General features: G+C 39.8%; 18 protein-coding genes. 9 read left to right on the forward strand and 9 right to left on the reverse strand.

The window, feature by feature from the left end; translation table 11 throughout:
- Positions 1 to 31: 31 nt before the first annotated feature.
- Entirely contained in the window at positions 32 to 2773 is a 2742-nt protein-coding gene (locus B3600_RS09315) for an outer membrane beta-barrel protein (protein WP_286752768.1), read from the forward strand.
- Positions 2774 to 2860: 87 nt separating this feature from the next.
- On the opposite strand, the gene B3600_RS09320 is transcribed toward B3600_RS09315, so the two are convergent.
- Together B3600_RS09320 and B3600_RS09325 are read right to left on the reverse strand one after the other, a co-directional pair.
- Complete coding sequence (locus tag B3600_RS09320) at positions 2861 to 3535, reverse strand: response regulator transcription factor (protein WP_070561365.1); 675 nt, start codon at positions 3533 to 3535, stop codon at positions 2861 to 2863.
- A 121-nt stretch (positions 3536 to 3656) separates the two neighbouring features.
- On the reverse strand, positions 3657 to 5093 hold the full coding sequence (locus B3600_RS09325) for a sensor histidine kinase (protein ID WP_286752769.1): 1437 nt from the start codon (positions 5091 to 5093) through the stop codon (positions 3657 to 3659).
- Between the two features lie 119 nt (positions 5094 to 5212).
- On the opposite strand from B3600_RS09325, the gene B3600_RS09330 reads away from it, so the two are divergent.
- Together B3600_RS09330 and B3600_RS09335 are read left to right on the forward strand one after the other, a co-directional pair.
- Complete coding sequence (locus tag B3600_RS09330; RefSeq protein ID WP_286752770.1) at positions 5213 to 6589, forward strand: DUF4270 family protein; 1377 nt, start codon at positions 5213 to 5215, stop codon at positions 6587 to 6589.
- A gap of 3 nt (positions 6590 to 6592) precedes the next feature.
- Entirely contained in the window at positions 6593 to 7615 is a 1023-nt protein-coding gene (locus tag B3600_RS09335; protein ID WP_286752771.1) for a Kelch repeat-containing protein, read from the forward strand.
- 548 nt (positions 7616 to 8163) lie between these two features.
- Here the strand turns inward: B3600_RS09335 and B3600_RS09340 are convergent.
- From B3600_RS09340 to dnaG, 3 genes are read right to left on the reverse strand one after another with little or no spacing between them, the layout of a single operon-like run.
- Positions 8164 to 9192 carry a glutaminyl-peptide cyclotransferase gene (locus tag B3600_RS09340; RefSeq protein ID WP_046672698.1) on the reverse strand — a complete coding sequence of 343 codons (1029 nt, stop codon included), beginning with the start codon at positions 9190 to 9192 and terminating at the stop codon, positions 8164 to 8166.
- 30 nt (positions 9193 to 9222) lie between these two features.
- Positions 9223 to 9579, reverse strand: a complete 357-nt coding sequence (locus B3600_RS09345; RefSeq protein ID WP_286752772.1) for a YraN family protein — start codon at positions 9577 to 9579, stop codon at positions 9223 to 9225.
- 8 nt (positions 9580 to 9587) lie between these two features.
- A complete protein-coding gene (gene dnaG / locus B3600_RS09350; protein WP_115046406.1) occupies positions 9588 to 11591 on the reverse strand; it encodes a DNA primase in 2004 nt (667 codons plus the stop codon).
- Between the two features lie 226 nt (positions 11592 to 11817).
- On the opposite strand from dnaG, the gene B3600_RS09355 reads away from it, so the two are divergent.
- Positions 11818 to 13203 carry a nucleotide sugar dehydrogenase gene (locus B3600_RS09355; protein WP_286752773.1) on the forward strand — a complete coding sequence of 462 codons (1386 nt, stop codon included), beginning with the start codon at positions 11818 to 11820 and terminating at the stop codon, positions 13201 to 13203.
- Between the two features lie 140 nt (positions 13204 to 13343).
- On the opposite strand, the gene B3600_RS09360 is transcribed toward B3600_RS09355, so the two are convergent.
- Together B3600_RS09360 and B3600_RS09365 are read right to left on the reverse strand one after the other, a co-directional pair.
- Positions 13344 to 13664 (reverse strand): hypothetical protein, encoded by a 321-nt coding sequence (locus tag B3600_RS09360; protein WP_070561379.1) that lies wholly within the window; start codon positions 13662 to 13664, stop codon positions 13344 to 13346.
- A 127-nt stretch (positions 13665 to 13791) separates the two neighbouring features.
- Positions 13792 to 15903 (reverse strand): M3 family metallopeptidase, encoded by a 2112-nt coding sequence (locus B3600_RS09365; RefSeq protein ID WP_286752774.1) that lies wholly within the window; start codon positions 15901 to 15903, stop codon positions 13792 to 13794.
- Between the two features lie 170 nt (positions 15904 to 16073).
- On the opposite strand from B3600_RS09365, the gene B3600_RS09370 reads away from it, so the two are divergent.
- On the forward strand, positions 16074 to 17150 hold the full coding sequence (locus B3600_RS09370) for a DUF4407 domain-containing protein (protein ID WP_286752775.1): 1077 nt from the start codon (positions 16074 to 16076) through the stop codon (positions 17148 to 17150).
- 106 nt (positions 17151 to 17256) lie between these two features.
- Here B3600_RS09370 and rmuC read toward each other — a convergent pair whose 3' ends face one another.
- Together rmuC and B3600_RS09380 are read right to left on the reverse strand one after the other, a co-directional pair.
- The gene (gene rmuC, locus B3600_RS09375) at positions 17257 to 18579 is read right to left on the reverse strand and encodes a DNA recombination protein RmuC (RefSeq protein ID WP_286752776.1); all 1323 of its coding nucleotides are present in this window, start codon (positions 18577 to 18579) and stop codon (positions 17257 to 17259) included.
- 221 nt (positions 18580 to 18800) lie between these two features.
- Positions 18801 to 19988 carry a formimidoylglutamase gene (locus tag B3600_RS09380; RefSeq protein WP_070561385.1) on the reverse strand — a complete coding sequence of 396 codons (1188 nt, stop codon included), beginning with the start codon at positions 19986 to 19988 and terminating at the stop codon, positions 18801 to 18803.
- Between the two features lie 191 nt (positions 19989 to 20179).
- Here B3600_RS09380 and B3600_RS09385 point away from each other — a divergent pair, with 191 nt between their 5' ends.
- The 4 genes from B3600_RS09385 (at position 20180) to B3600_RS09400 (ending at position 23404) form a co-directional block, all read left to right on the forward strand.
- Positions 20180 to 21151, forward strand: a complete 972-nt coding sequence (locus tag B3600_RS09385) for an NAD-dependent epimerase/dehydratase family protein (RefSeq protein WP_286752777.1) — start codon at positions 20180 to 20182, stop codon at positions 21149 to 21151.
- 104 nt (positions 21152 to 21255) lie between these two features.
- Complete coding sequence (locus B3600_RS09390; RefSeq protein ID WP_070561389.1) at positions 21256 to 22548, forward strand: HAD-IB family phosphatase; 1293 nt, start codon at positions 21256 to 21258, stop codon at positions 22546 to 22548.
- Between the two features lie 137 nt (positions 22549 to 22685).
- Complete coding sequence (locus B3600_RS09395; RefSeq protein WP_070561391.1) at positions 22686 to 23270, forward strand: hypothetical protein; 585 nt, start codon at positions 22686 to 22688, stop codon at positions 23268 to 23270.
- A 2-nt stretch (positions 23271 to 23272) separates the two neighbouring features.
- Positions 23273 to 23404 carry a hypothetical protein gene (locus B3600_RS09400; protein WP_286752778.1) on the forward strand — a complete coding sequence of 44 codons (132 nt, stop codon included), beginning with the start codon at positions 23273 to 23275 and terminating at the stop codon, positions 23402 to 23404.

Raw genomic sequence — 23404 nt, forward strand, 5'->3', positions numbered from 1 at the left:
AACACATTAAAACACATTTGCACCTCGACCGATGAAGATCAAACTTTGGACCATTTTGTTCTTTTCTATCTGCTTATCGCTATTGGGGAAAAACGGGCAAGCCCAACAGTATATTACGGGCAAGCTGCTTGACAATACGACTTCGCAGCCTATCAGAGGTGCAAGCATCACCATTATAGCGGTAAAAGATTCCAGTAAAGTCCAGGTTCCGACGGACATTTTGGGCCGGTTCAGCAGCAGTACACTTCCCAACGGAGATTATTTGGTCAGTACACAGCCGATGGGCTACAGCATGGATCTTCGGCGTGTAAAACTAATCGGGCAAACAATCGATTTAATGTTTAAACTCACGAATGCCGAGATTGTACTGGATGAAATTAACATTTCTTCGAGCAGTATACAGGTTAAAGGAGATACGCTGGAGTTTGACACCAAGAAATATATCACGCAGGATTTTGCAGATGCTGACGAATTGGTCAAACAGATTCCTGGTGTTGAAATTGATGAAGATGGCAATGTAAAAGCGCAGGGCGAACCTGTCAATAAGATTATTATTGATGGTCGGGAGTTTTTTAGTACCGATCCTAAGGTTGCTCTAAAAAACCTTCCGGCCGATGTTATCGCCAAGATCCAAATTATCGATGACAAAACCGAGCAGGCCAAGTTTAGTGGTTTTGACGATGGAAAACGCATGAAAGTGATCAATATTGTCACCAAGCCTGATAAAAGAAAATCCTATTTTGGCAAGCTCTCCGGAGGTGCGGGTCCCGACCGAAAATATGCCGTCAATACACAGGTAACCAAAATGAACCCCAAACGGCAATATTCAATTGACATCAATACCAACAATGTTAATCAGCCCAATGGTTTTGCGACCCGCGGAAACACCAGAGGACGTACCGGACAAGGGGTGACGACGCGCTTTAACGCCGGTTTCAACTACTTGGATCGCTTTTTCGATGACCGCATGGACTTCAATGCGAATTATACCTACAACTATACGGACAATAACATCGTCAGCCAAAATAAAACAGAATATACGGCAGGTAACCGGGCCAACCAAATCAACAATCAAGATCAATTAAACAGCACTTACGGCAACAATCATGCTTTCTCTATCCGCGCAAACTGGAAGATAGATTCGATTCAGAAACTGGACTTTCAGCCTAATTTCTCCTATCAAAGTAACGATAGGAATACAAGTTCCACAGGCAATACCTTGTTAAATCTAGCAGAAATGCTGAATAGTTCCGACCGTAGGAATAAGAGCTTTGGAGAAAACTTCAACTGGGGCGGAGACCTCACTTACATGCGGAGACTCAACAAACCTGGGCGCACGATCAGTTTTAATTTCAATGGTTCATTTAACAGCAACAAGAGTCATGCGGAAAATTTTGCGCTAAACTCCTATTATAAAGAGGGCTTATTCAGCCGGGTCGACACCGTCAACAATAGGAACTATACCATGGGTGACAATAACGGCTTTCGCTCAAAGATAGCCTATACCGAGATGCTCGGTAAGTATTCCCGGTTGCAAGGGAATTATACTTTTCGGAATACGGCACGCTATTCGGACCGCAGGACCTATGAATTTCTGGCCGAAACAGGCCAGCTAGGGGAATTAAAAAATCGTCTTTCCAATGAATTCCGGAATGATTTTGTTTACCATAGCGGTGGGGTTTCCTACTTATTTAACAAAAAGGATAGCATAAGATTTCAGATTGGTTTAGATTATCAGACGGCTTCACAGGTCAATGATAAATTGTTTCCGAATATACTGACCACAAAAAGCCGCTTCAATAGCCTACTACCTAACCTCAACTTCCAATATAATTTCAATAAGGATACTCGGGTCGAGTTTCGGTATAATGCAAAGACAAATACCCCTTCCATCGAGCAATTGCAAGATTTTATAGACAATCAAAATCCACTACGCATTAGCTCGGGAAATCCGGATCTTAAGCAAGAATATGACCATAACCTTGTGGTACAATTTAGATCGATCAATAAAGGCTCGGGCAGAAGTTTCACCTCTGACATTACAGCAGATTTTATTGAACATAAAATCTCCAATACCATTTTCACCACAGATTCAGCATTTACGATCGCAGCGGATGTTATACTCGGGCCTGGTGGGCAATACATCAGGCCCGAAAATTTCAATGGGGTCTATAATCTCAAATGGCAAAATAGCCTTGGATACCGCCTTGAACCATGGAAACTTAACTTCAACCTAAACAATAACCTCTATTTCAACCAGAATTACACCTTATTGAATCTCGAAAAGGTCAATGCGCAAACGTACGGCCTGAGTCAACGGGTCGGTGTAAACACGGCATTCAGTAAGGATGTCATTATCGGACTGGATTACAATGGAAACATCGCCTTCTCCAAGAACTCAGCCAGCGAAAAATCGAATTATTCGGTCTATAAACATACCATTGGTAATTCCATTGCATTGACTTTATTAAAAACTTGGACGCTCAATTCAACGTTCAACTACCTTTACAATGGCAGCATCCTGAATTCACCAAGTACGACAAGTTTGTTGTGGAATGTCTCTATCGGCAAGAAATTGTTCAAACGTAGGAATGCCGAGATCAATCTCACGGTATTTGATCTATTTAATGACAATAAAAACATCAATCAGCAGGTCAATGATCTTTGGGTACGTGTATCCCAATCAAATGCAATAACACGCTACGCCATATTAAGTTTTACCTACCATATTCGGGGACTCGGCAGAAAAGGAGAAATGAAAACCCGTCGTTAATATGCACCATTGCCAATCCACGTGGAACACTCCGATCAATCAATCAATCAATCAATCAATCAATCAATCAATCAATCAATCAATCAATCAATCAACAGTAAGCATATAGCCAACTCCTCTGACATTGGTAATCTTGATGCGGTCATCCTGACTGAGGTATTTTCGTATCCGGCTGATAAACACATCCAAGCTTCGTCCCGTAAAATATTTATCATGACTCCAATAGGCTCGCATGATATCCTCGCGTGGGATGACCTTATCTTTTTGTTCGTATAACTTCCGCAGCAGTTCACTTTCACGGAAAGACAGCTTAAGCACCTCACCTTGATAGGTCAACTGATGTTTTAGGCTATCGAGGCTATAGTCTCCTATCATCAGCTTTTGGCCGAACAGCATTTTGGGGCTATTTTTTAACAGGGACTCTATCCGCACAACCAATTCTTCAATCTTAAACGGTTTTTTGACGTAATCGTCTCCGCCCAAACGAAATCCCTTTACAACATCCTCTGTCTGCACTTTGGCCGTCAAGAAGATAATGGGTATCTGCGTGTCTGATTCGCGTATTTTTGTTGCCAATGTAAAGCCATCCATCACGGGCATCATGACATCTACGACCAAAATATCCGGCCGAGCCGCTGTAAATGCTTCCAAGGCTTCATGACCATTGCTACAATGGGTGACATTAAATCCATTCGCCTCCAGGCTATCGGCAACGATCATCCCAAGACTTGGCTCATCTTCTACATATAAAATTTCAATCATAGCGTTGTCATTCAATCAAAATATATTTCGGCTTTGTTTCTAAGAAATCTTTAGGATAAATCAGCCTAATTACTGTCCGATAAACGGCCCTATTTTCTTTCTGAAATATAAATATTGCTTTTTATTTGTAAGGTAATCGGATATTAAAGGTACTCCCTTTTTCCAGCTCACTGTCCACTGTGATCTTGCCCTCGTGCCTTTTTACAACCTGCTTGACATAAGCAAGCCCCAAGCCAAAACCCTTCACATCGTGCAGATTACCGGAAGGAACCCGAAAGAACATATCAAAGATTTGATTATGGTATTCTGCGGATATTCCGTTACCATTATCTGTAATACGAATATGGACATTTTCTTTCATTTCCTTCACTTCTACCTCGATATAAACGTGCTGTCCAGCATATTTTATCGCGTTTTCCAGTAAATTATTGATCACATTTTTTAAGTGGGCTTCATCGCCATTGATCCTTATCTCACTTGGAACGGCAATGAGCTTAAAGTCCACTTGCTTGGCCTTATTCAGCTGCGCAACTTCAATGGCTCCTTTCACCATCGCGACAAGATCAAAATCAGAACGCTGCAGCACAATCCCTCTCGTTGCATCAATATCCATCTGAAGCACTTTTTCAATCATATTGGACAGATGCTCCAGTTCTTTTTTGGAGATATTCAGATAACGATTCATCTTTTCCCGGTCATCCTGTACACCATACAACTGTATCGCTTCTATAGCTGCCATCACAGTGGAAACCGGTGTTTTTAGTTCATGCGTCATGTTATCGACAAAGTTCTTACGCAGCTCGGCCATCTTATTTTGGTTGAGAATGGTTTTCATCAAATAGAAGAATGTCCCAAGCAGCAGTCCAATCAAAAGCAGTGAGATCAACAGCTGCCAACTTAAGCTATACAGCAAATACTTCCAATCCTCCTGAAACTTGATAACAAGAAATTCATTTTTTATGGGATTAACCATCATGGGTCTCGTCCAAGCAAGATTTGCTTCGCGGTATTTGCGTCGTACATCTTTGATTTGATCGTGTGGAATCGTGACAATAGCCATTTCAAATGGTACTGCTATGCTCTTATTGTTCAGGGATTCTTTAAACTTCCTTTCGATCAAATCCAGATTGGCTTTGTTCATCTCAAAGTCACGGAACAGAAAGGGCGGGATAATTGCGCCTTGCCCTTCGCGGTCTTTGGGAAACATTTTCTCCCGCCTACTGTGGATCTCGCGATCAAATCGCTCGTTTTTAGGTCGTTCGGCGCTTACACGTTGTAAAGCCTTATCGAGTTCAGCAGCTGGCAATAAGCCCAGAAGCTCTCGTTTTACATCTTGGAGGAGGCGATTCCGATCAGCCTCGTGGCCATCTAACTTCCGATCACCATTGCGCGCTTGGTATGCCTCCTGAACAGCATTGAAGAGTGAACGCTCTGCGGTAGAAAGGAACAGGTCGCGACGATTGGTATAACTTCCATAAAGCCAAAAGCCTAGCACTACAGTAATTCCTGCCCCTATTAAAACGATCAAACTGATCAGTAATTTAAATCTTCTACCCATAACTAAAACAAATTTAAATTACTAGATTTGCAATCGCTGTGGTAATTAACCATATTTAACAAAATATAACACTGATTAACAGTTCGCATTGATTACTTTTGCACTATTCAAAAATTAATATGATTAAAGACTTTAAGAGACGTAGTATTCAACTTTTACTTCCACTTTTTACATTGGCCGCTTTTGTTGGTTGTAATAAAGACATTTCGCTCTCATTGGATAGTTCAAGAGATGAAACAATCGGTTTAGTACCAATTGATACGGTTTCCGCCAAAGTTTCGACTTATCAATTGGACGATATTCCGACTTCTGCTACTGGAACAATGCTCGTAGGAAAGAATAGCAATGCTGTTACGGGTAGCATGAAGTCTACAGCTTATATGCGCCTAGGAGTAGGAACGATAAGTAATGCTTCTATACCTGATGATGCTACCTTGGATTCTGTAACCTTGGTATTAAAGCCAAACAAATATTTTTACGGTGATACAACGAAAGTACAAAAGATAGCAGTACACCGTGTCACAGAAGAAATTACGCAAACACAGATTGATTTAACCAAACCTGTTGATGAACGTCCTGTTTTTGTAAGTTCAGCAGCGATATTCAGTAAACAAAAGTTTGCCTATGAAAATACCCCACTGGCACAACTTTCCTTTAAACCGCGTATACAATCGGCAGATTCCTTATTTTTTAGATTCAACAACAGCATTAGCAATGAGTTGTTTACAATGATCAAAAATAATGATAACCGAATTCAAAATAGTACAAGTTTCCAAGAGTATTTCAAAGGATTGGCACTTGTCCCTGACAATAGCAATACGGCAGTAATTGGATTCAAAGACACTGTATTTTTACAGGTCCATTATTCATTCCTGAATAATGAAGGAACAAAATCCGTTGGCAAACAATATTTTTCCATTGATAACAAGGCTTATCAGTATAATCAAATTGAAGCAGATCGCTCTGCAACAAAATTTGCGCCGATGACCTTAAAAAATCCGCAACTTGCAAGTCAACAAACTGATGGCAATGTATTTTTAGAAGGCTCAACTGGTGTTGTAGCAAAAATTGAATTTCCAACGTTATTAGAATTGGTGAACAATCCATCCATTGCAATCAATAAAGCGGAACTGATCATCGAAGTAGAAAATGGAGCCAAAACAAATTTTGCGCAACCCAAGAATGTAATTTTGATGATTGCCAGTCCAAACGGGAACCCAATTAGTATGTTATTAACACCCTATGCGACTGATTCTAGAAGTGTGCAAGCACCTACATTAGTTCCTGGCGATGATTTTGGTTCCAATGGAAAATATACATTCAATCTGATTGAATATTTGACAAAAATTAAAACAACAGCATACAAAAACACTTCATTATATCTATCTTTACCGACATCGAGTTTGTTTTCAACTGGAGACAGGTTAATATTGGCAAAAGATAATGAGAATGATCCGAAAATTAAATTAAACATCCTTTATACTAAATTTCAATAATTTATGAACAAGAAAAATTGGCTACTCGTTTTATTAGCTTTTGTATTTACAGTTACAACTATCTCTTCTTGTAAAAAAAGTGACGACAGCACAACCAAATCAGATGAATGGTTTGCAAAAGCTGCTTTTAAAGGGCCACAAACTTCATCTGCTGCTAGCTTTTTGATAAATAACGTTGCATATGTCACTACTGGTCTAGCAAGTAACGCTGGTGGTAAACCATTCCGCGTGAAAGACACGTATGCGTATGACGCAGCATCAGATACTTGGGCTGAAAAAGCACCTTTCACAGGTGTTGATAGAAACGGTGCCATCGGCTTTTCCATTGGTAATGTCGGTTATGTTGGTGGTGGAAATGACGGAACAAACAACCTAACAGATTTCTACAAATTTGACCCTACAGCTAACGGCGGAAAAGGTGCTTGGTCAAGCATTGCTCCACTTCCTATTGCTTTGTCTAATGCAGTAGCTTTTACTTTAAACGGTGCGGCTTATGTTGGAACCGGTGAAACTGTAGTTAGTGGTGGAACAACAAATACCAATGAGTTTTACAAATATGATCCTGCTGCTAATACTTGGCAAGCAATTAGTGATGCTCCTTTTTCAGCGAAAAGAAAAGCAGCTTTCTCTTTTGTTGTCAATAATGTAGCCTATGTAGGTGGTGGTATTTCTAACGGTTCTTACCCAAAAGATTTCTATAAATTTGATGGTAGCAAATGGACTAAATTGAACGATATCAATAGAGCTGATAATTCATATACGTACGATTTGACTCGTTCAAATGCCTCTGCGTTCGCGATCAATGGTACACCATTCGTTGTTGGTGGTTACAAAAATGCAGTAATCAATAGTACATGGAAATATAATATTTCTGGTGACTACTGGACAAATGATAACGGCGCTTTCGCTGGTTCAGCACGCCAAGATGCTGTTGGTTTCGCTGTAGGAAACAACGGTTACATCACGACTGGACTTAACGGTTCATCTCGTTTTGACGATACTTGGATGTTTACTCCGATTTATTAATCGAAATTAAATCAATATAAAAAAAGGAATGGAGTTTCAAACTTCATTCCTTTTTTTGCTTTAACTATTTTGCTCCTACTGGTTCAAAGGGGTTTTTAGTTTCCTTTTATAACTGCCTATTCTAGCGAAATCAGCCAACAATAATAGCATACACCCATCAGCTATATTGATGTCGGGTAAACTCTGCTCTTCTTTATTAGAGAGGCACGCTCCCGGAGATCTGCTCGCCATAATGTTTCATTCACTCCATACACTTCTAAAAGCGATCTGTCTCAGCCCTTGAGGCATCATTATACAAAAGATTGAATTGCATGCCTCATACGATAACATCCATACTTCAAAAAAGAATGGGGCCAATAAAAAAGAAAATGCTCAAAAAGCCAAATCAGACCCGTTGAGAATTGAATCTCTAAAATGATGTGGCAGCGGAATACGTATAAAATTGCATGAAAAAGGGGGTATCCAATCTTTTGGATACCCCCTTCTAATTTTACACAAACTTGCAATACTGTCGACCTTACGAAGAAGGATCAAGACTTGAAGTTCATTTATTTTTCAACTGTCTTGATCTCAAATAATGTATTCCATAACTTCCCTGTTATAAAAAGACGTTTTCCAGCTTGATCGTAAGCAATTCCATTCAATTCATTGTCATAAGCGGAAGTATGCTCATAGATACCAACAAGATTAATCCGTCCTTCTACCGCTCCTGTTTGAGGATTTATAATAACAATAACATCCTTTTGATAGACATTTGCGTAGACTTTGCCGTCTATATATTCCAGTTCATTAAGTTCATCCACGGGTCCAGCTTCATCGTAAACTCCGATAGCATTTAGCTCTTTACCGGTCGTTGCATCTAAAAAGAACAATTTATTGGATCCATCAGACTTTATCAAATGCTGGCCATCGTAGGTCAAGCCCCAACCTTCTTTGCTATTTTCATATTTAAAGGAACTTTCCTTGACAAAAGAATTTTTATCAAAGACATATCCTTCTCCCTGTTGCCAAGTCAACATAAATAACTTATTACCAACCAATGTCATTCCTTCGGCAAAAGTCTTTTCATCAAATTTGATCTCCTGGAGTACTTTGCCTGTTTTTAGATCGACCTTTCTCAAGTTGGACTCTCCATAACGGCCATTGGATTCGTAGAGAATACCATCCGCAAACTGTAGCCCTTGTGTAAAAGCTGTGGTATCGTGCGGGTATTTGTTGACAACCTCAAAACCATAGTTCTTCGCATTTTCAGGTACAACATAAAATGTACTTGAAACAGAATCGGGTTTTCCAGCATTGTATACCAGGGCGGAAATATTACGTGTACCATAGGCCATGTCTTTGGTATCAACCGTAATTGCCGTTGTATCTGTTGATGACCCTACATGTTTATCATCTACAAAATAAGCCACAGAGTCCATTGATACAGATTCAAATTTCAATTTCAATTGGACCTGAGCACCTTTTAAAACAGCTTGATTTGCTCCAGGAGAGGCAAATTCCAAACTTGATTTTTTTGACTTACAAGAAGCAAAAGCTAGTGCTGCAATTGCCATAAAATAAGTTATTTTTCTCATCTATGTATAGTTATTTATAAGTACGTATCCTCAACTATCCCAAAACGCATCTTTGATATGATTGAGTGCTGTTTTGGGAGATTTTGTTATTGCGACAACATCAAATCTGACTTCACCGACATAACCTGTTTTAAGAATATAAGCCTGAGCTGCACGAATCAGTAGACGCTGTTTTTTGCGATCCACAAATTCGTAAGGTTCGCCGAAATCCGTTCCCGACCGCGTTTTTACTTCAACAAATACCAAGGTATTCTTGTCCACGATAATCAAATCTACTTCTAAATTCTTAAATCGCCAATTTCTTAACACTATTTTATAGCCTATCTTGACGAGGTATTCCATGGCCATTTGCTCGCCCCATTCGCCCGTTTCAAGATGCTTTGCCATATCAAAGATTACTTTACAATAGTGTTGCCCAGAAAGCCGCCTAATAGACGTTCGGCTTCTTTTAATTTTTGATATTTAAAAATAAGGACTTCCAGGTTGGCCACATCTTGTTCATGTTTCATTTCTTCGCGAATATGATGCATTTCTGCTTCGATCTTACGTTTCTTGATCCGATAGATCGCTGTAACGACAAGTTGTTTTAGATGTTCGTATTCTTGCGTTACATAAATTTTACGCTTATCGTCATTCCAATTTTCGCTGAGCGAATATTTACTGGCAACGCAATTGATCGCCAAATCTGCTATAGCAGGGTCAGAGTTTGAATAGAATTGTTTCGTATCTGGAATTTCGTATTTTTCCGCAGCTTCTCTATAGACGTTTAAAATATAAGCCGCAGCTTTATCCTTAAATTCAATGTCGCTGATATTTCCCAATAGCAATCCTGCAACTGGAATATCACCGTCACCTTCCCAGGTTGCCAGATAATCACCATAGTTGATTAAAATTCGGACGATCTCACGTTCCTGGAGAATTTCCGAAGTCAGCTGTGCAGGCTGTTCTACAGACTCTATGGGAGGTAATCCCGCCCTTTCATCATCTGTCATAAAGAAATCCGGCGGTGGCCCGTCCATTCCGAAAGGGGGCATCCCTGTATTTGGCGGCGGACTCTGAGTTTTACGAGCAGCATCCTTATCCGCCTTCTTTGCTCTATTGAGCCTAATCTTGTTGAGTTCAGCCAACAAAATACGCTCTTCGATATCCAAAAGGCTGCTACATTCGCGGATAAAAACAGAAACCTTAATTTCATCGGGAATCAATGCAATACTTTCGACCACATCGCGAATAACCTCGGCCCTTTTTATTGGATCATTATTGGCATCACGAAGCAGAATATTCGTTTTGTAGAAAATAAAGTCCTGCTGATTGGATTTGACATAATCTTTAAAAGCCGTGGCACCAAACTTTTGCACATAAGAATCGGGGTCATTACCGTCGGGAAAAAGCAGTACCTTCACGTTTAAGCCTTCTTCGAGCAGCATATCTGTACCGCGTAGGGAGGCTTTGATCCCCGCTTCATCCCCATCATACAATATGGTCACATTTTTGGTGAATCTGGAAATAAGCTTGATCTGACCTGTTGTCAAGGAAGTTCCTGAGGAGGAAACAACATTTTCGACTCCAGCTTGATGTACCGAGAGAACATCTGCATAGCCCTCGACCAAGTAGCAATTATCCTCTTCCATAATTGCTTTTTTGGCAAAATTCAATCCATACAGTACATCGGATTTATGGTAGATTTCGCTTTCAGGAGAGTTTACATATTTGGCGACTTTTTTGTCGGTCTTTAGTGTCCGCCCACCAAAGCCAATGACACGGCCTGTAAGGTTATGAATCGGAAACATGACCCGGCCACGGAAACGATCATATAAAGATTTATCATCGCGTTCAATAGCCAAACCACTCGCGGCCAAATAATCTGGGTGAAAACCCGCTACCTGTGCTTTATCGACCAATGCCGTCCATTCCTCAGGCGAATAACCCAATTCAAATTTTTTGATGATATCCTCACGGTAGCCGCGCTCCTTGAAATAGTTGAGTCCGATGACCTGCCCCATTTCAGTTTTCCAGAGTTGCTCGGCGAAGAATTTACTGGCCCAAGCGCTTAGCACATATAGACTTTCCCGTTTATCCTGCGCGGCAAGCTGGGCTGGAGAACGCTCAACTTCTTCAATTTGAATGGAATATTTATCGGCTAAATAACGAATGGCTTCGGGGTATGAGAACTTTTCCAGTTCCATGACGAATTTAAGGGAATCCCCACCGACACCACAACCAAAACACTTATAGATGCCCTTCGAAACAGAAACGTGGAAGGAGGGTGTCTTTTCATGGTGAAAAGGACAATTTCCGATCAAAGAAGTTCCCCGTTTCTTTAAATCCACGAAGTCTCCCACCACCTCCTCTATCCGTGCTGTTTCCAGTACCTTATCAATAACTTCCTGCTTTATCAAAACGTTTCTTTTTTAATGTAAAATTAGAATAAATCTTTTGCATCTCCACTACGAAATGGCTTCTTTAATAGCATTGCATAAGGGCAATTATGCAAATAGAAAGCAGAACAAGTGATGAGCCAGCTCCTATAAATAAATTGTTTTGATATGCTGTGCTTTGTATTGCATATCAAAAGCAATTTATCTAAGTTTGTTCTTCAATTTATAGCTGATTAAGATAATCAAAATGAGCAAAACAATCAAGAAAATATGCTGTATCGGTGCTGGTTATGTTGGTGGACCTACCATGTCAGTTGTTGCAAAGCAATGTCCACATATTGAGATTACGATCGTCGACGTCAATGCAGCCCGTATCGCGGCTTGGAATGATGAAAATCTCGATAACCTTCCTGTATACGAGCCCGGTTTACAAGAGATTGTTGCGGAAGCGCGTCATCGCAATTTGTTTTTCTCAACCGATATCGAAAAAGCTATCGACGAGGCCGACATGATTTTTATTTCGGTCAATACACCGACTAAGAATTACGGAAAAGGCAAGGGGATGGCTGCGGACTTAAAGTATATTGAACTTTGTGCACGGCAGATCGCAGCGGTTGCCAAAAACGACAAAATTGTCGTTGAAAAATCGACTTTACCCGTTCGCACAGCGGCAGCTTTAAAAAGTATCCTGGATAACACGGGTAATGGTGTTAATTTCCATATTCTTTCCAACCCTGAATTTTTGGCTGAAGGAACAGCGATACAGGATTTAATCAATCCGGACCGCGTGCTTATAGGTGGAGAGAATGATGAAGCTATTGCTGCATTGGTCGATATCTATGCACATTGGGTAAGTCGCGACAAGATTCTCACAACAAACCTTTGGTCGTCTGAACTGTCAAAACTAACCGCAAATGCCTTTTTAGCACAACGCGTCTCCTCCATTAATTCCATCTCGGCACTATGCGAGAAAACAGGCGCGAATGTAGATGAAGTTTCCAAGGCGATCGGTATGGATTCCAGAATTGGATCCAAATTTCTGAAAGCTTCTGTAGGTTTTGGAGGCTCTTGTTTTCAAAAAGATATCCTAAATTTAGTTTATATCGCACGGAGTTACGGTCTCACAGAGGTTGCCGAGTATTGGGATCAGGTGATTTTGATGAATGATTATCAAAAACAGCGATTTGCAGACAACATTATCCAAACATTGTATAATACTGTATCGGGCAAAAAGATTGCTTTCTTAGGCTGGGCATTCAAAAAAGACACGAATGATACCCGTGAATCTGCAGCGATCTATGTGGCTGATTATCTATTGAGTGAACAAGCTGAAATCACGGTCTATGACCCCAAAGTTTCTGCTGAACGCATCTATGCCGACCTCGATTATCTGAATACCCGATCTTCGGAAGAAAACAGGGCCTTGGTAAAGGTGGTCAATACCGCCTATGAGGCTTGCAATGATGCACATGCAATTGCAGTATTGACTGAATGGGATGAATTTAAGAACTATGACTGGGCCAAAATCAAGGAGCACATGAAAAAGCCTGCATTTGTGTTCGATGGCCGTAAACTATTGAACCGTAAGGAACTTGAAGACCTTGATTTTAAATATTACGCGATAGGCGAGTAATCAATATATAGGTAAAAAAGAACCCTCAGGATACAGTTGCGTACACTTATGCAGCTATAACTGAGGGTTTTGTTTGTGCCTGTTGTCAACGCATAAGGAAAGAGAGATGAAACACAAGCGATGCAACAGGACTTTTTATCTTAATTATTCAGCATTCCATAAAACTCATTCATGTAATAAGATTCTTGGAGCGCATCTCTGAAATTCTGCCATTGTTCTTCGTCAAATGAAAATACGATATCTGGATAAGGTGTTTTCATGATCAATCGAAATTCACCATCTGGAAATGTGCTAAAAAAGAGTTCATCCCCATTACTTTTCGTAATATTCAAGAAGTCGAAGAATTTTTTCTTCGTAAATGTCAGTACAAAACTTTGTTGCCAGATATAATAGGTCTGACACTTATGGCAAACACTAATATGGGTATCTCCTCTTTGGCTTAGAATTTTTGTGTCACACATAGCATCTTTATTTATTTAGACTCATTATAAATAATATTCAAATGTAAGAATAGTTTTTAGAATAACAAGTACCTGAACAAAAAAAAGGCGATATATTTCTATATCGCCTTTTTTTGATTAGTGAGTATTAGTTCAAACCTCTCTTTTTCAATAGATATTTTGGATCTGGATCCGCACCTCTAAACGTACGGTACATCTTAGCAGGATCATCTGTACCTCCTTTTTCAAGAATATTCTTACGGAAAGAATCTGCTGTCACTTGATCGTACAATGATTTTTCCTTGAAAGCTGCAAAAGCATCCGAATCCAATACTTCAGACCAGATATAAGCATAATAACCTGCAGAATACCCACCTGCGAAAATATGTTGAAAATATGTACTTCTATAGCGCGGAATAATAGCATCAATAATACCTATTTTTTTCATTGCCGTTTTTTCAAAGCCATTAATATCTTTTGAAATTTCTTTTGTGGTAGCATGATAATCCATGTCTAACAACGCAGCAGAAAGGTATTCAACGGTTGCAAATCCTTGATCAAAGGTACCGGCCTTTTCCATTTTCTGAATCAATGAATCTGGCATCGCTTCTTTCGTCTTATAATGCTTAGCATATGTTTTTAATACCTCTGGATCTGCTGCCCAATTTTCCATCACCTGTGAAGGTAACTCAACAAAGTCACGTGGTACAGAAGTTCCGGCCATTGAGCGGTATCTTACATTGGAAAGAAGACCATGCAACGCATGTCCAAACTCATGGAACAAGGTAGTTGCTTCATCAAATGTCAACAAGGCAGGATTTTTTCCCACTGGTTTTGTGAAATTGCATACGATGGAAATTACCGGAGCAACACGTTTTCCATCTTTTGTCGACTGATTACGATAAGAAGTCATCCAGGCACCGCCTCTTTTTGATTCGCGCGGGAAAAAATCAGCGTATAAGAGACCTAAATGTGAACCGTCTTTGTCTTTAACTTCATACACTTCTACGTCTTTATGGTAGGTTGGGACATTGTTTAAGGCTACGAATGTCAAACCATATAATTTATTGGCGACACCGAATGCTCCTTCACGAACTGCCGGAAGACTCAGATAAGGTTTAATTTCGTCTTCATTCAATGCAAAACGTTTTTTGCGAATAATCTCTGTATAATATCTCCAATCGTAAGGAGCGACAGCAAAATTGCCGCCTTCAGCTTTAATTTCCTGTGCGATATCAGCCTCCTCGCCTTTCGCTTTAGCAAGTGCTGGAGTCCAAAGTTTATTTAACAGTGCATAGACATTGGTCGGATTCTTCGCCATGGATTCCTCGAGTACATAAGCTGCATGTGAAGAATAACCCAATAATTTTGCTTTTTGAAGACGGAGATTAACAATTTTTTGAATGATTGCCTTGTTATCGTTGGTGTTATCTTGATTGCCACGCAACTGATAGGCTTCCCAAAGCTGTTTTCTCAACTCACGATTTTTTGCATACTGAAGAAAGGGCATAATGGACGGATTCTGTAAGGTAAAGACCCATTTGTCTTTCTTTCCTTTTGCTAAGGCTTCTTCAGCTGCTGCCGTTTTCAACGATTCCGGCAAGCCTTCCAATTGGCTCGCGGAATCAACGACCAATGTATAAGCATTGGTTTCAGCAAGCAAATTTTGTCCGAATTGTGTTGTTAATGTTGAAAGTTCAGCATTAATTTTTTTCATTTTTTCCTTATCCGCATCCTTTAGATTTGCGCCAGAACGAACAAAACTCTTATAGGTTTCTTCTAACAGTTTATTATCCTGTTCGTCCAGTCCAAGTGTATTTCGGCTGCTCCAAACTGTTTTGATACGGTCAAATAATTTGGTATTCATCGAGATTTCATCCGAATGACTCGATAAGATGGGGGCCAGATCTTTCGCTATTGCCTGAATACTGTCATTCGTATTGGCACTATTGAGATTATAAAATACAGTTGATACATTATTCAGTAATCCACCCGCATTTTCTAAGGCGACTATCGTATTTTGAAATGTTGCTTTATCCGAATTGTTGACTATTGTGTCAATTTCCAAATTGTGTATTTTTATTGCTTCATCAAACGCTGGCCTAAAATGCTCTGTTTTGATCTTGTCAAAAGGTGGTACATTAAATGGGGTTTCGTAAGCCAATAAAAGAGGATTATCTGTCATCACTTTTTTTTCCTCACAACCAACAAATGCAGTTGCCACTATCGCAAAGAATGGCAAAAGTTGTCTTTTCTTCATATTATCTGATTATTCCTGATTTTTTTCAAAGATAATAAAATTAGGCAAATGCTGTGTCTTCTGGGGGAGGCGTTACAAAGGAGCATGAAAACAGTCATCCTATTGTAAAACAAAAACTTATTCATAAATCTTGTTAAAAATAATCTGTCAATTTGAGTAAAAATATATTAATGAGCGATATTAACCGTTTCTTTTGGAGATGTGCGGGGATACATCAAGAAACTCTTGAAAAATATCCGGAAGAACATAGTAAGTACACAGCCATAGGTGCTACTATTTTTTTTACGGGATTGTTTGCCAGCCTTTCGGGTGGTTATGCCATGTATTTCGTCTTTAGTGGGGGAACATTTGACTGGCTTTTAGCTATTGTATTTGGTATTATTTGGGGTTTAGCGATATTTAACATGGATCGCTATATTGTGCTCAGTATTAATAAATCCAAAAGTGGCTTTATGCAGCTTCTGCAGGCCCTGCCGCGAATTTTATTGGCTATTTTGATCGGGTTGGTTATCTCTAGGCCATTGGAGTTAAAAATCTTCGATAAAGAGATCCGGGAAAACCTCCGTGTACGGTTTCTTGCCGACCAACGCGCTAAAATTGACACGCTCAACAGTACTTTCAATAAGAAATATGCCAATGAAGTTGCACTTTTGAAAGCAACCACGACAGAACGTGACTCATTGGAATCCAGCATTAAAAATGACCGTACAAAATTGAACTACGAGATATTCGGTAACAAAACAACTGAAACGTCCGGTGTCATGGGGTATGGCCCTTATGCCAAAATGAAAGAAGAAGAGCTGAAGAAAAAAGAGGGCTATTTGGACACTTTACGGAACAAGATAACGACCCAGCAAAACGCTATACGCCAGAAACAGAAATTTGAAGGGATATTGGACCAAAAAGTTTTATCCAACGCTTCTTTGGACAGCGCCGTCAATGTCGCTGGTTTTGCAGACCGCAACTCTGCGCTGGGCAATCTAAGGTACGATGCCAATGGAAAGGTTAACGAGTCCAATGCAAATGCTGTATTTTTTATTGCGTTGCTTTTTGTCTTCCTCGAATGTCTTCCGGTAATCGTCAAACTTTTGGCAGGAAAGGATCCTTATGACAACGAAGTCCAAAACCAAAGGACTATTCATGATTACGAATCAGACACCAATGTCACCGTTCAAAAAGAAGCCGTAGACCGTTTAAAGGATACGTATGTTGATGTTTCCATCAATAAGCGCATGAAAGAGCTTTAGTAGAACCGCTAGCAGAAGTTAGCAAAGTAGGTTTTGCATTTCGAAGCTAAAAATTATAAACGGGCTTACCTTTCGGCAAGTCCGTTTTTGTTAATCTTCCTCATCGTTAATCTTCCTCATCTAAAAATTTGGAATCGATCTGTTTATTTGCTTTAGCTCCTAAACGTTTTAATTTCTCTACTTTTCCAATCACATTCCCAGCTCCTGTAGAAAGTTTTTTAGTTGCATCTTCATGGCTTTTTAATGCGCGCTCCAACTGATTCTGCACCTGCTCCATATCGTTCAGAAAGCTCACAAATTTATCGTAAAGGCTTCCTGCTTCCTTTGCTATTTCAATTACATTCCTGGTCTGACGTTCCTGTTTCCAGATACTTGCTATGGTACGCAGGGTTGCCAATAAGGTAGAAGGACTTACAATAACAACTTTGCGATCCCAAGCCTCGCTAAACAAATCTGGTTTTTGCGCCACAGACATACTCAAAGCCGACTCTATGGGCATAAATAGCAATACAAATTCTGGCGATTCTATACCATACAACTCGTGGTAGTTTTTTGCGGAAAGTTCTTTCACGTGATTTTCCACGGACTGTACGTGTTGTTTTGCGAAAATTGCACGATCCTCATCCGTGTCGGCGTTGATCCAACGTTCGTACGCAATTAGCGAAACTTTTGAATCCACAATCAGGTGTTTATCTTCAGGAAGGTCGATAATCGCGTCGGGCTGCATTCTTCTTCCTTCGGCATCCATAAGAGAGACCTGTAATCTAAATTCGCGATCGCGCATCAGTCCAGAACGCTCCAGGACCCGCTCTAAAATTACCTCGCCCCAATTGCCTTGCTTTTTGGTATCCCCTTTTAATGCCTTGGTTAGGCTATTGGCTTCGTCTTTAATTTTAAGACTCTGTTCGACCAGCTGAAGGACAACTCCCTTTAAAGAATTTCTTTCCGCTGCCTCCTGATTGTAATTTTTATCGACTTTCTCTTCAAACAATTTGATTTTTTCCTTCAATGGGTCCAAAATCAACCCCAGGGAACGATGATTGGTCTCTGTAAACTTTTGTGTCTTCTCTTCCAATATTTTATTGGCAATAACCTGAAACTCATTGTTGAACTGCCGTTTAATCTCGGCGATTTCATTCTTCTGTTCCTGAAATTTATCGAGCTGCGCCTCATAAAATGAACGTGTACTTTCTAAAGACCGCTCTGCGACCAGAAGATTCTCCCGTTCCTTATCCAATTCATTTTTTAGCATAAGGCGTTCTTCCAGCAAACTTTGTTCCCGCTGTTGCGATCTGGCAAGCTCAATTTTTAGTGTTTCAACCTCTTTATTGTATGCAGGACCAGCACTGGAATCGGTATTCTTTTTTAATACCAATACGATCAAAATGACCAATAACAATACGATTCCCGCAAAGAAAAATATTTCCATGATTTGTATTTTCTGAAGATGGTGTATGCTTACCTGAGCAGGTCTGTTTAACCATCATTGCATTTATTAAACCTATAACATCTCAAACTTAATGGATCTGCACGACTAAAAACACTTATAAAAAGTCTGTAGTCAGTTAGCAAGCTGTTGTCAATTTACAAGGTGCATCATCCGCTTCGCCATCGAAGCAGAATCAGAGCAATGTACCGTTCAACGAAGCTTTATTGCAATTTTTGGTGTGTTTTCCACCATAGATCGGGCATTTCACCTGAGACAGCCAATTGATAGTCTTCATAACGGCAAGGCACGAGGTAATAGCGTTCGTTGACTGATTTAGATCCAAAATAAGGCACTTGAATCCACCAGCGGTCTGATTTTTTACTTTTCACAAAGACCAATTCATGCTCCTCGTTTTCCAGTGTGGTGCGATAAATGATATAAGATGATTTGGGATACAACGGCGTATCTTGTTTCCGATTATAATAACCATCAATAAAGCACCAAATCATTTGCGAGACCAACATAGCCGTCTGTTCCATTGGATCAAATGTTGGATTGAATTCATAAAAACCGATGGAAGAACATTTATCCGACATCCCCGCATAACGGGCAAGTTGACAAGCTTCATCGCCAAATAAACCATTGGGCATTGCATTGGCATTTCCAGGCGCCTCAGAGGCCCGAATGGCTCCTATGTCAAAACTAATCAAATCCGCTGCTCGGATCAAAGGCTCTGATTGGTCCATTTTACCCGCAATCATACCGACTCGTGTTGCATTAAAAAATAGTTTATCATACATATGGATAGACTCTTTACTGACGAGGTAAGTTTGATAGGCTATGGCATTTAAATTGAATAAATAGTCAGGCTGATGCAAAATAATATGGTTCACATAAGATCGGGAATTCAGGCTTACATTTTCGGCGTTCTCCTCATCAAGGTCAAACCGAGCATCTATAATCGCTAGCTCGATCTTTCGTTCTAAATTTTGATACCCCAAATATTGTGCATAGGTAAGGTCCTGTCCACCGCCAATGATAATCGGAAGAATATTCTCTTTGACCAGTTCCTCCACGACAGATTTTAAAGCGATATAGGTATCTTGAATCGTATTACCTGCTTTGATATTTCCCAAATCAACGATATTCATCGTATAATCGCCCTGATATAGTGCATAAAGATGTTTTCGAACAGCATCCGGCGCTTTATCCGTTCCATTATTATTGATGGATGCACGATCTTCCTCCACACCGACAATAGCCAACTGAGGCTGTTTATCCGTTTCCCAGCTCGGAAAATCTGTTTCATAGGCTTGAATAACGTTTCCTAGTTGAGAACTCAAGAACCCATGCTCAGGAGCAAAACCTGTAATTGAAATCGGGCTAAAGAATACGGACAGTGATGACATAAGCTATAATTTGTAAAATCTCCTATTTGTTCTGAAAGCGACTGTTTTAATTGGACTGAAAGAATCTACCTTGACTTTCATGGTATTTGATACCCGCGAAAGCATGAAGGTTTTTTCAGGATGCAATTCACACAAATATCCATTTATTAACTAACTTTTGAAAACATTATTTTTAACAGTATCTTTATCAAGTGATATTAATAACTGGAGGAACAGGTTTTTTAGGGTCTACACTAATCAGACAGTTGATAGACCAAGGAATTGACGTCATAGCCATCAAAAGAGCTCAATCGACTATTCCGGCCTCGTTGTTATCTTCTTCGTTGGTGCAATGGATCGACGCTGATATCAACAATTATTTTGAATTAGAAGATGCTCTTGAAGGCGTTACTAAAGTTTTCCATTGTGCAGCATTGGTTTCCTACCAAAAGAAAGATGCTAAAGCGCTTTTTAAAGTGAATGTGGAAGGAACGACAAATGTGGTCAATCTTTGCCTTGAAAAGGGCATTCGCTTACTCCATGTCAGCTCAATCGCAGCTTTAGGGACAAATAGAGACAACCTGCCGGTATCCGAGAAAGACCACTGGGAGCACAATTCACTGACATCCAACTATTCGTTGTCAAAATATCAGGCGGAGATGGAGGTATGGCGTGGCATTAACGAAGGTTTAAGTGCAGTAATTGTCAACCCCGCCGTAATTTTAGGTGCTTCGGCCAACGACAAAGGCTCTGGAGCTATTTTTTCAATGATCAATAAAGGGCTACGATTTTACCCAAAAGGAAGTGTTGGTGTTGTTGATGTAGAGGATGTTGCCGCGATCATGATTCAATTGATGGAGCGAGACGATATTACTGCTGAACGCTATATCATTAATCATCTCAATATAAGCAACAAGGATCTGTTGAGCGTGGCAAGTGTATTAATGAACAAGCCAGAACCGACAATCGAAGTTTCCGAGACCTTACTCCAAATTGCCTCTACTGTTTCCAGCATGCTTTCCGTATTTAAAAAATCGGATTCAACATTGACAAAGGAAACAGCGGCGGCTTCAAGTGCCAAATTGCAGTATTCCAACGCTAAAATCCAGAGGCTCCTAAACCACAGTTATCGGCCTTTGGAACAAACGCTGAAGGAAATTGCAGATTTATATAACAAACAATAAAACGATAACATAACAAACAACCGAACCTTGAAACCATCGGCACCTACCGATATCGGAGATTAGCATTCAGCACTCTCACGATCGTTTCATAAAAAAATAACAAGATGAAAAACTATTACATCATTGATTTTGATAGTACATTTACACAAGTAGAGGCACTTGATGAACTTGCACGAATCTCTCTTGAGAACCATCCGGATCGCGAATCTATCTATCACGAAATTGAGCGGTACACCAATCTTGCCATGGAGGGTAAACTATCTTTCCGTGAGGCTTTGGCTGGTCGCGTAAAACTATTAAATGCCAATAAATCTCATCTAGATAAACTTGTTTCACATCTTAAGAAAAAAGTTTCAACCTCTTTTTCCCGAAATCGTGAATTTTTCAAGAAACACGCCGACACCGCATGGATCGTTTCAGGAGGTTTTAAGGAGTTTATTACACCTGTTGTTACACCGTATCATATCAAGACCGAAAATATCTATGCCAATACATTCAGATTTGATGAAGACGGTAATATTATCGGTTTTGACGAAGAGAATCCATTATCAAATGAAGGTGGAAAAGTGCAATTATTAAAACAATTAAATATTGAAGGAAGACTGTTTGGCATTGGTGACGGTTATTCAGATTTTCAACTGAAGGAATCGGGATTAATTGAAAAATTCTTTGCATTCACAGAGAATATCCAACGTAAAAGTGTCACTGAGAAAGCAGACTTCATCACACCTAGTTTTGATGAGTTCTTATATGTAAATGATCTGCCCCGTGCCATCTCTTATCCTAAAAATCGTATCCTTTGTTTGATCGTGGGAGATGTACCAGAAATAGCGGCTCATATCTTAAAAAGAGACGGTTTTTCTATCCGCACAAAAGATACATTCGAAGAAAAGTATGTAAAGGATGTAGGGATGCTGCTCTTGGGCGACAATATCGACATCAGTGATGAACAGCTTCAACAGGCCGACAAATTAAAAACAATCGGATATTTGGGCGATATCAAAGGGCATATCAATAAGGATATCTGCAATGCAAAAGGTATTGTCGTTTTCGACGACAAGAAAAATAAAAAGAAAAATTCAGAGTTTATTCCGCGTCGAATGGCCGATTTTATCAACAATGGTGATACTTATTTAAGTCGCAACTTCCCAAATCTAATTTTACCAAAAGTAAAACAGGTCACAAGATTGCTGCATATCCACCAAAATGTTCCCGGAATTATGGCTCAGATTAATAAGGTCTATGCCCAAAATAACATCAATATCGTTGCACAATTTCTAATGACCAAAAGTGACATTGGCTATGCGGTAACCGATATACAAGGTGAATATGATAAAGATCTATTGAAACAACTCAAACAGATCGACAATACAATTAAGTTCAGAATATTGTATTAATAGCAAGCGACGGTAAATGTGGGGCAGCTATTGCGTACATAAACTCCGGCTGATGAAACGAGCAATTTATTCGGGCACACTGACAGCGTGCCTGAATTTTCGCTCAATAACTCTCTTTACACTAAAACACACAGATTATGTCCTTACATCAAGATGCCGAACTAAAGAAAGCTGTCCTTGACCTACCCCAAAAGGAAAAAGACAAACTCCTCGTACGCCTGATAAGCAAGGACAAAATGCTGATCAAGCAATTGCATTTCCAATTATTGGAGAATGCGGAGGATTTAGAGGAACGTATTGAAAAACTACGAAAGCAGCTGCAACAATTGTTCGATAGTGGTTTGAGTCAAATTGGTAATACGCCACAACACAGTAATTTTATCGCGCTTAGCAAGCTTATCAAACAAGCAAGCGGTTTAGTGAATGAGCACGAAAAAGTCACGAAGGATAAAATCAGTGAAGTAGAATTCAGATGCTATATCCTAAAGAGAGCCATCGCTGATTACGACAGGCTTTTCGCCTCCTCCTATCAGTCTGCTGCCCATAAATTACATAAATATATAACAGGGCGTATCAAGCATGCGGTGGGCAAATACAGTAAACTTCATGAAGACTTTCAATTTGACTATCGGGAAGATTTTCAAAATACACTGGATGCTTTTGGTAATACAACACTTAAAAGCTATATTAGTGAACAGAAGATTGACCTCGACCTAAATTAGTTATGAGAAATAGCAAAAACCGCGTTAAAATTGGATCCTTTCATGTTACAGCTTATGAGCAATATAAATTAATTTACCTGGCCACCTTATTGGTGTTGCTCGCTTTTGCCTATACTTTTTACCTCGCGAAATAA

It is taken from the genome of Sphingobacterium sp. UBA2480, assembly GCF_002341965.1.
Taxonomy (GTDB): domain Bacteria; phylum Bacteroidota; class Bacteroidia; order Sphingobacteriales; family Sphingobacteriaceae; genus Sphingobacterium; species Sphingobacterium multivorum.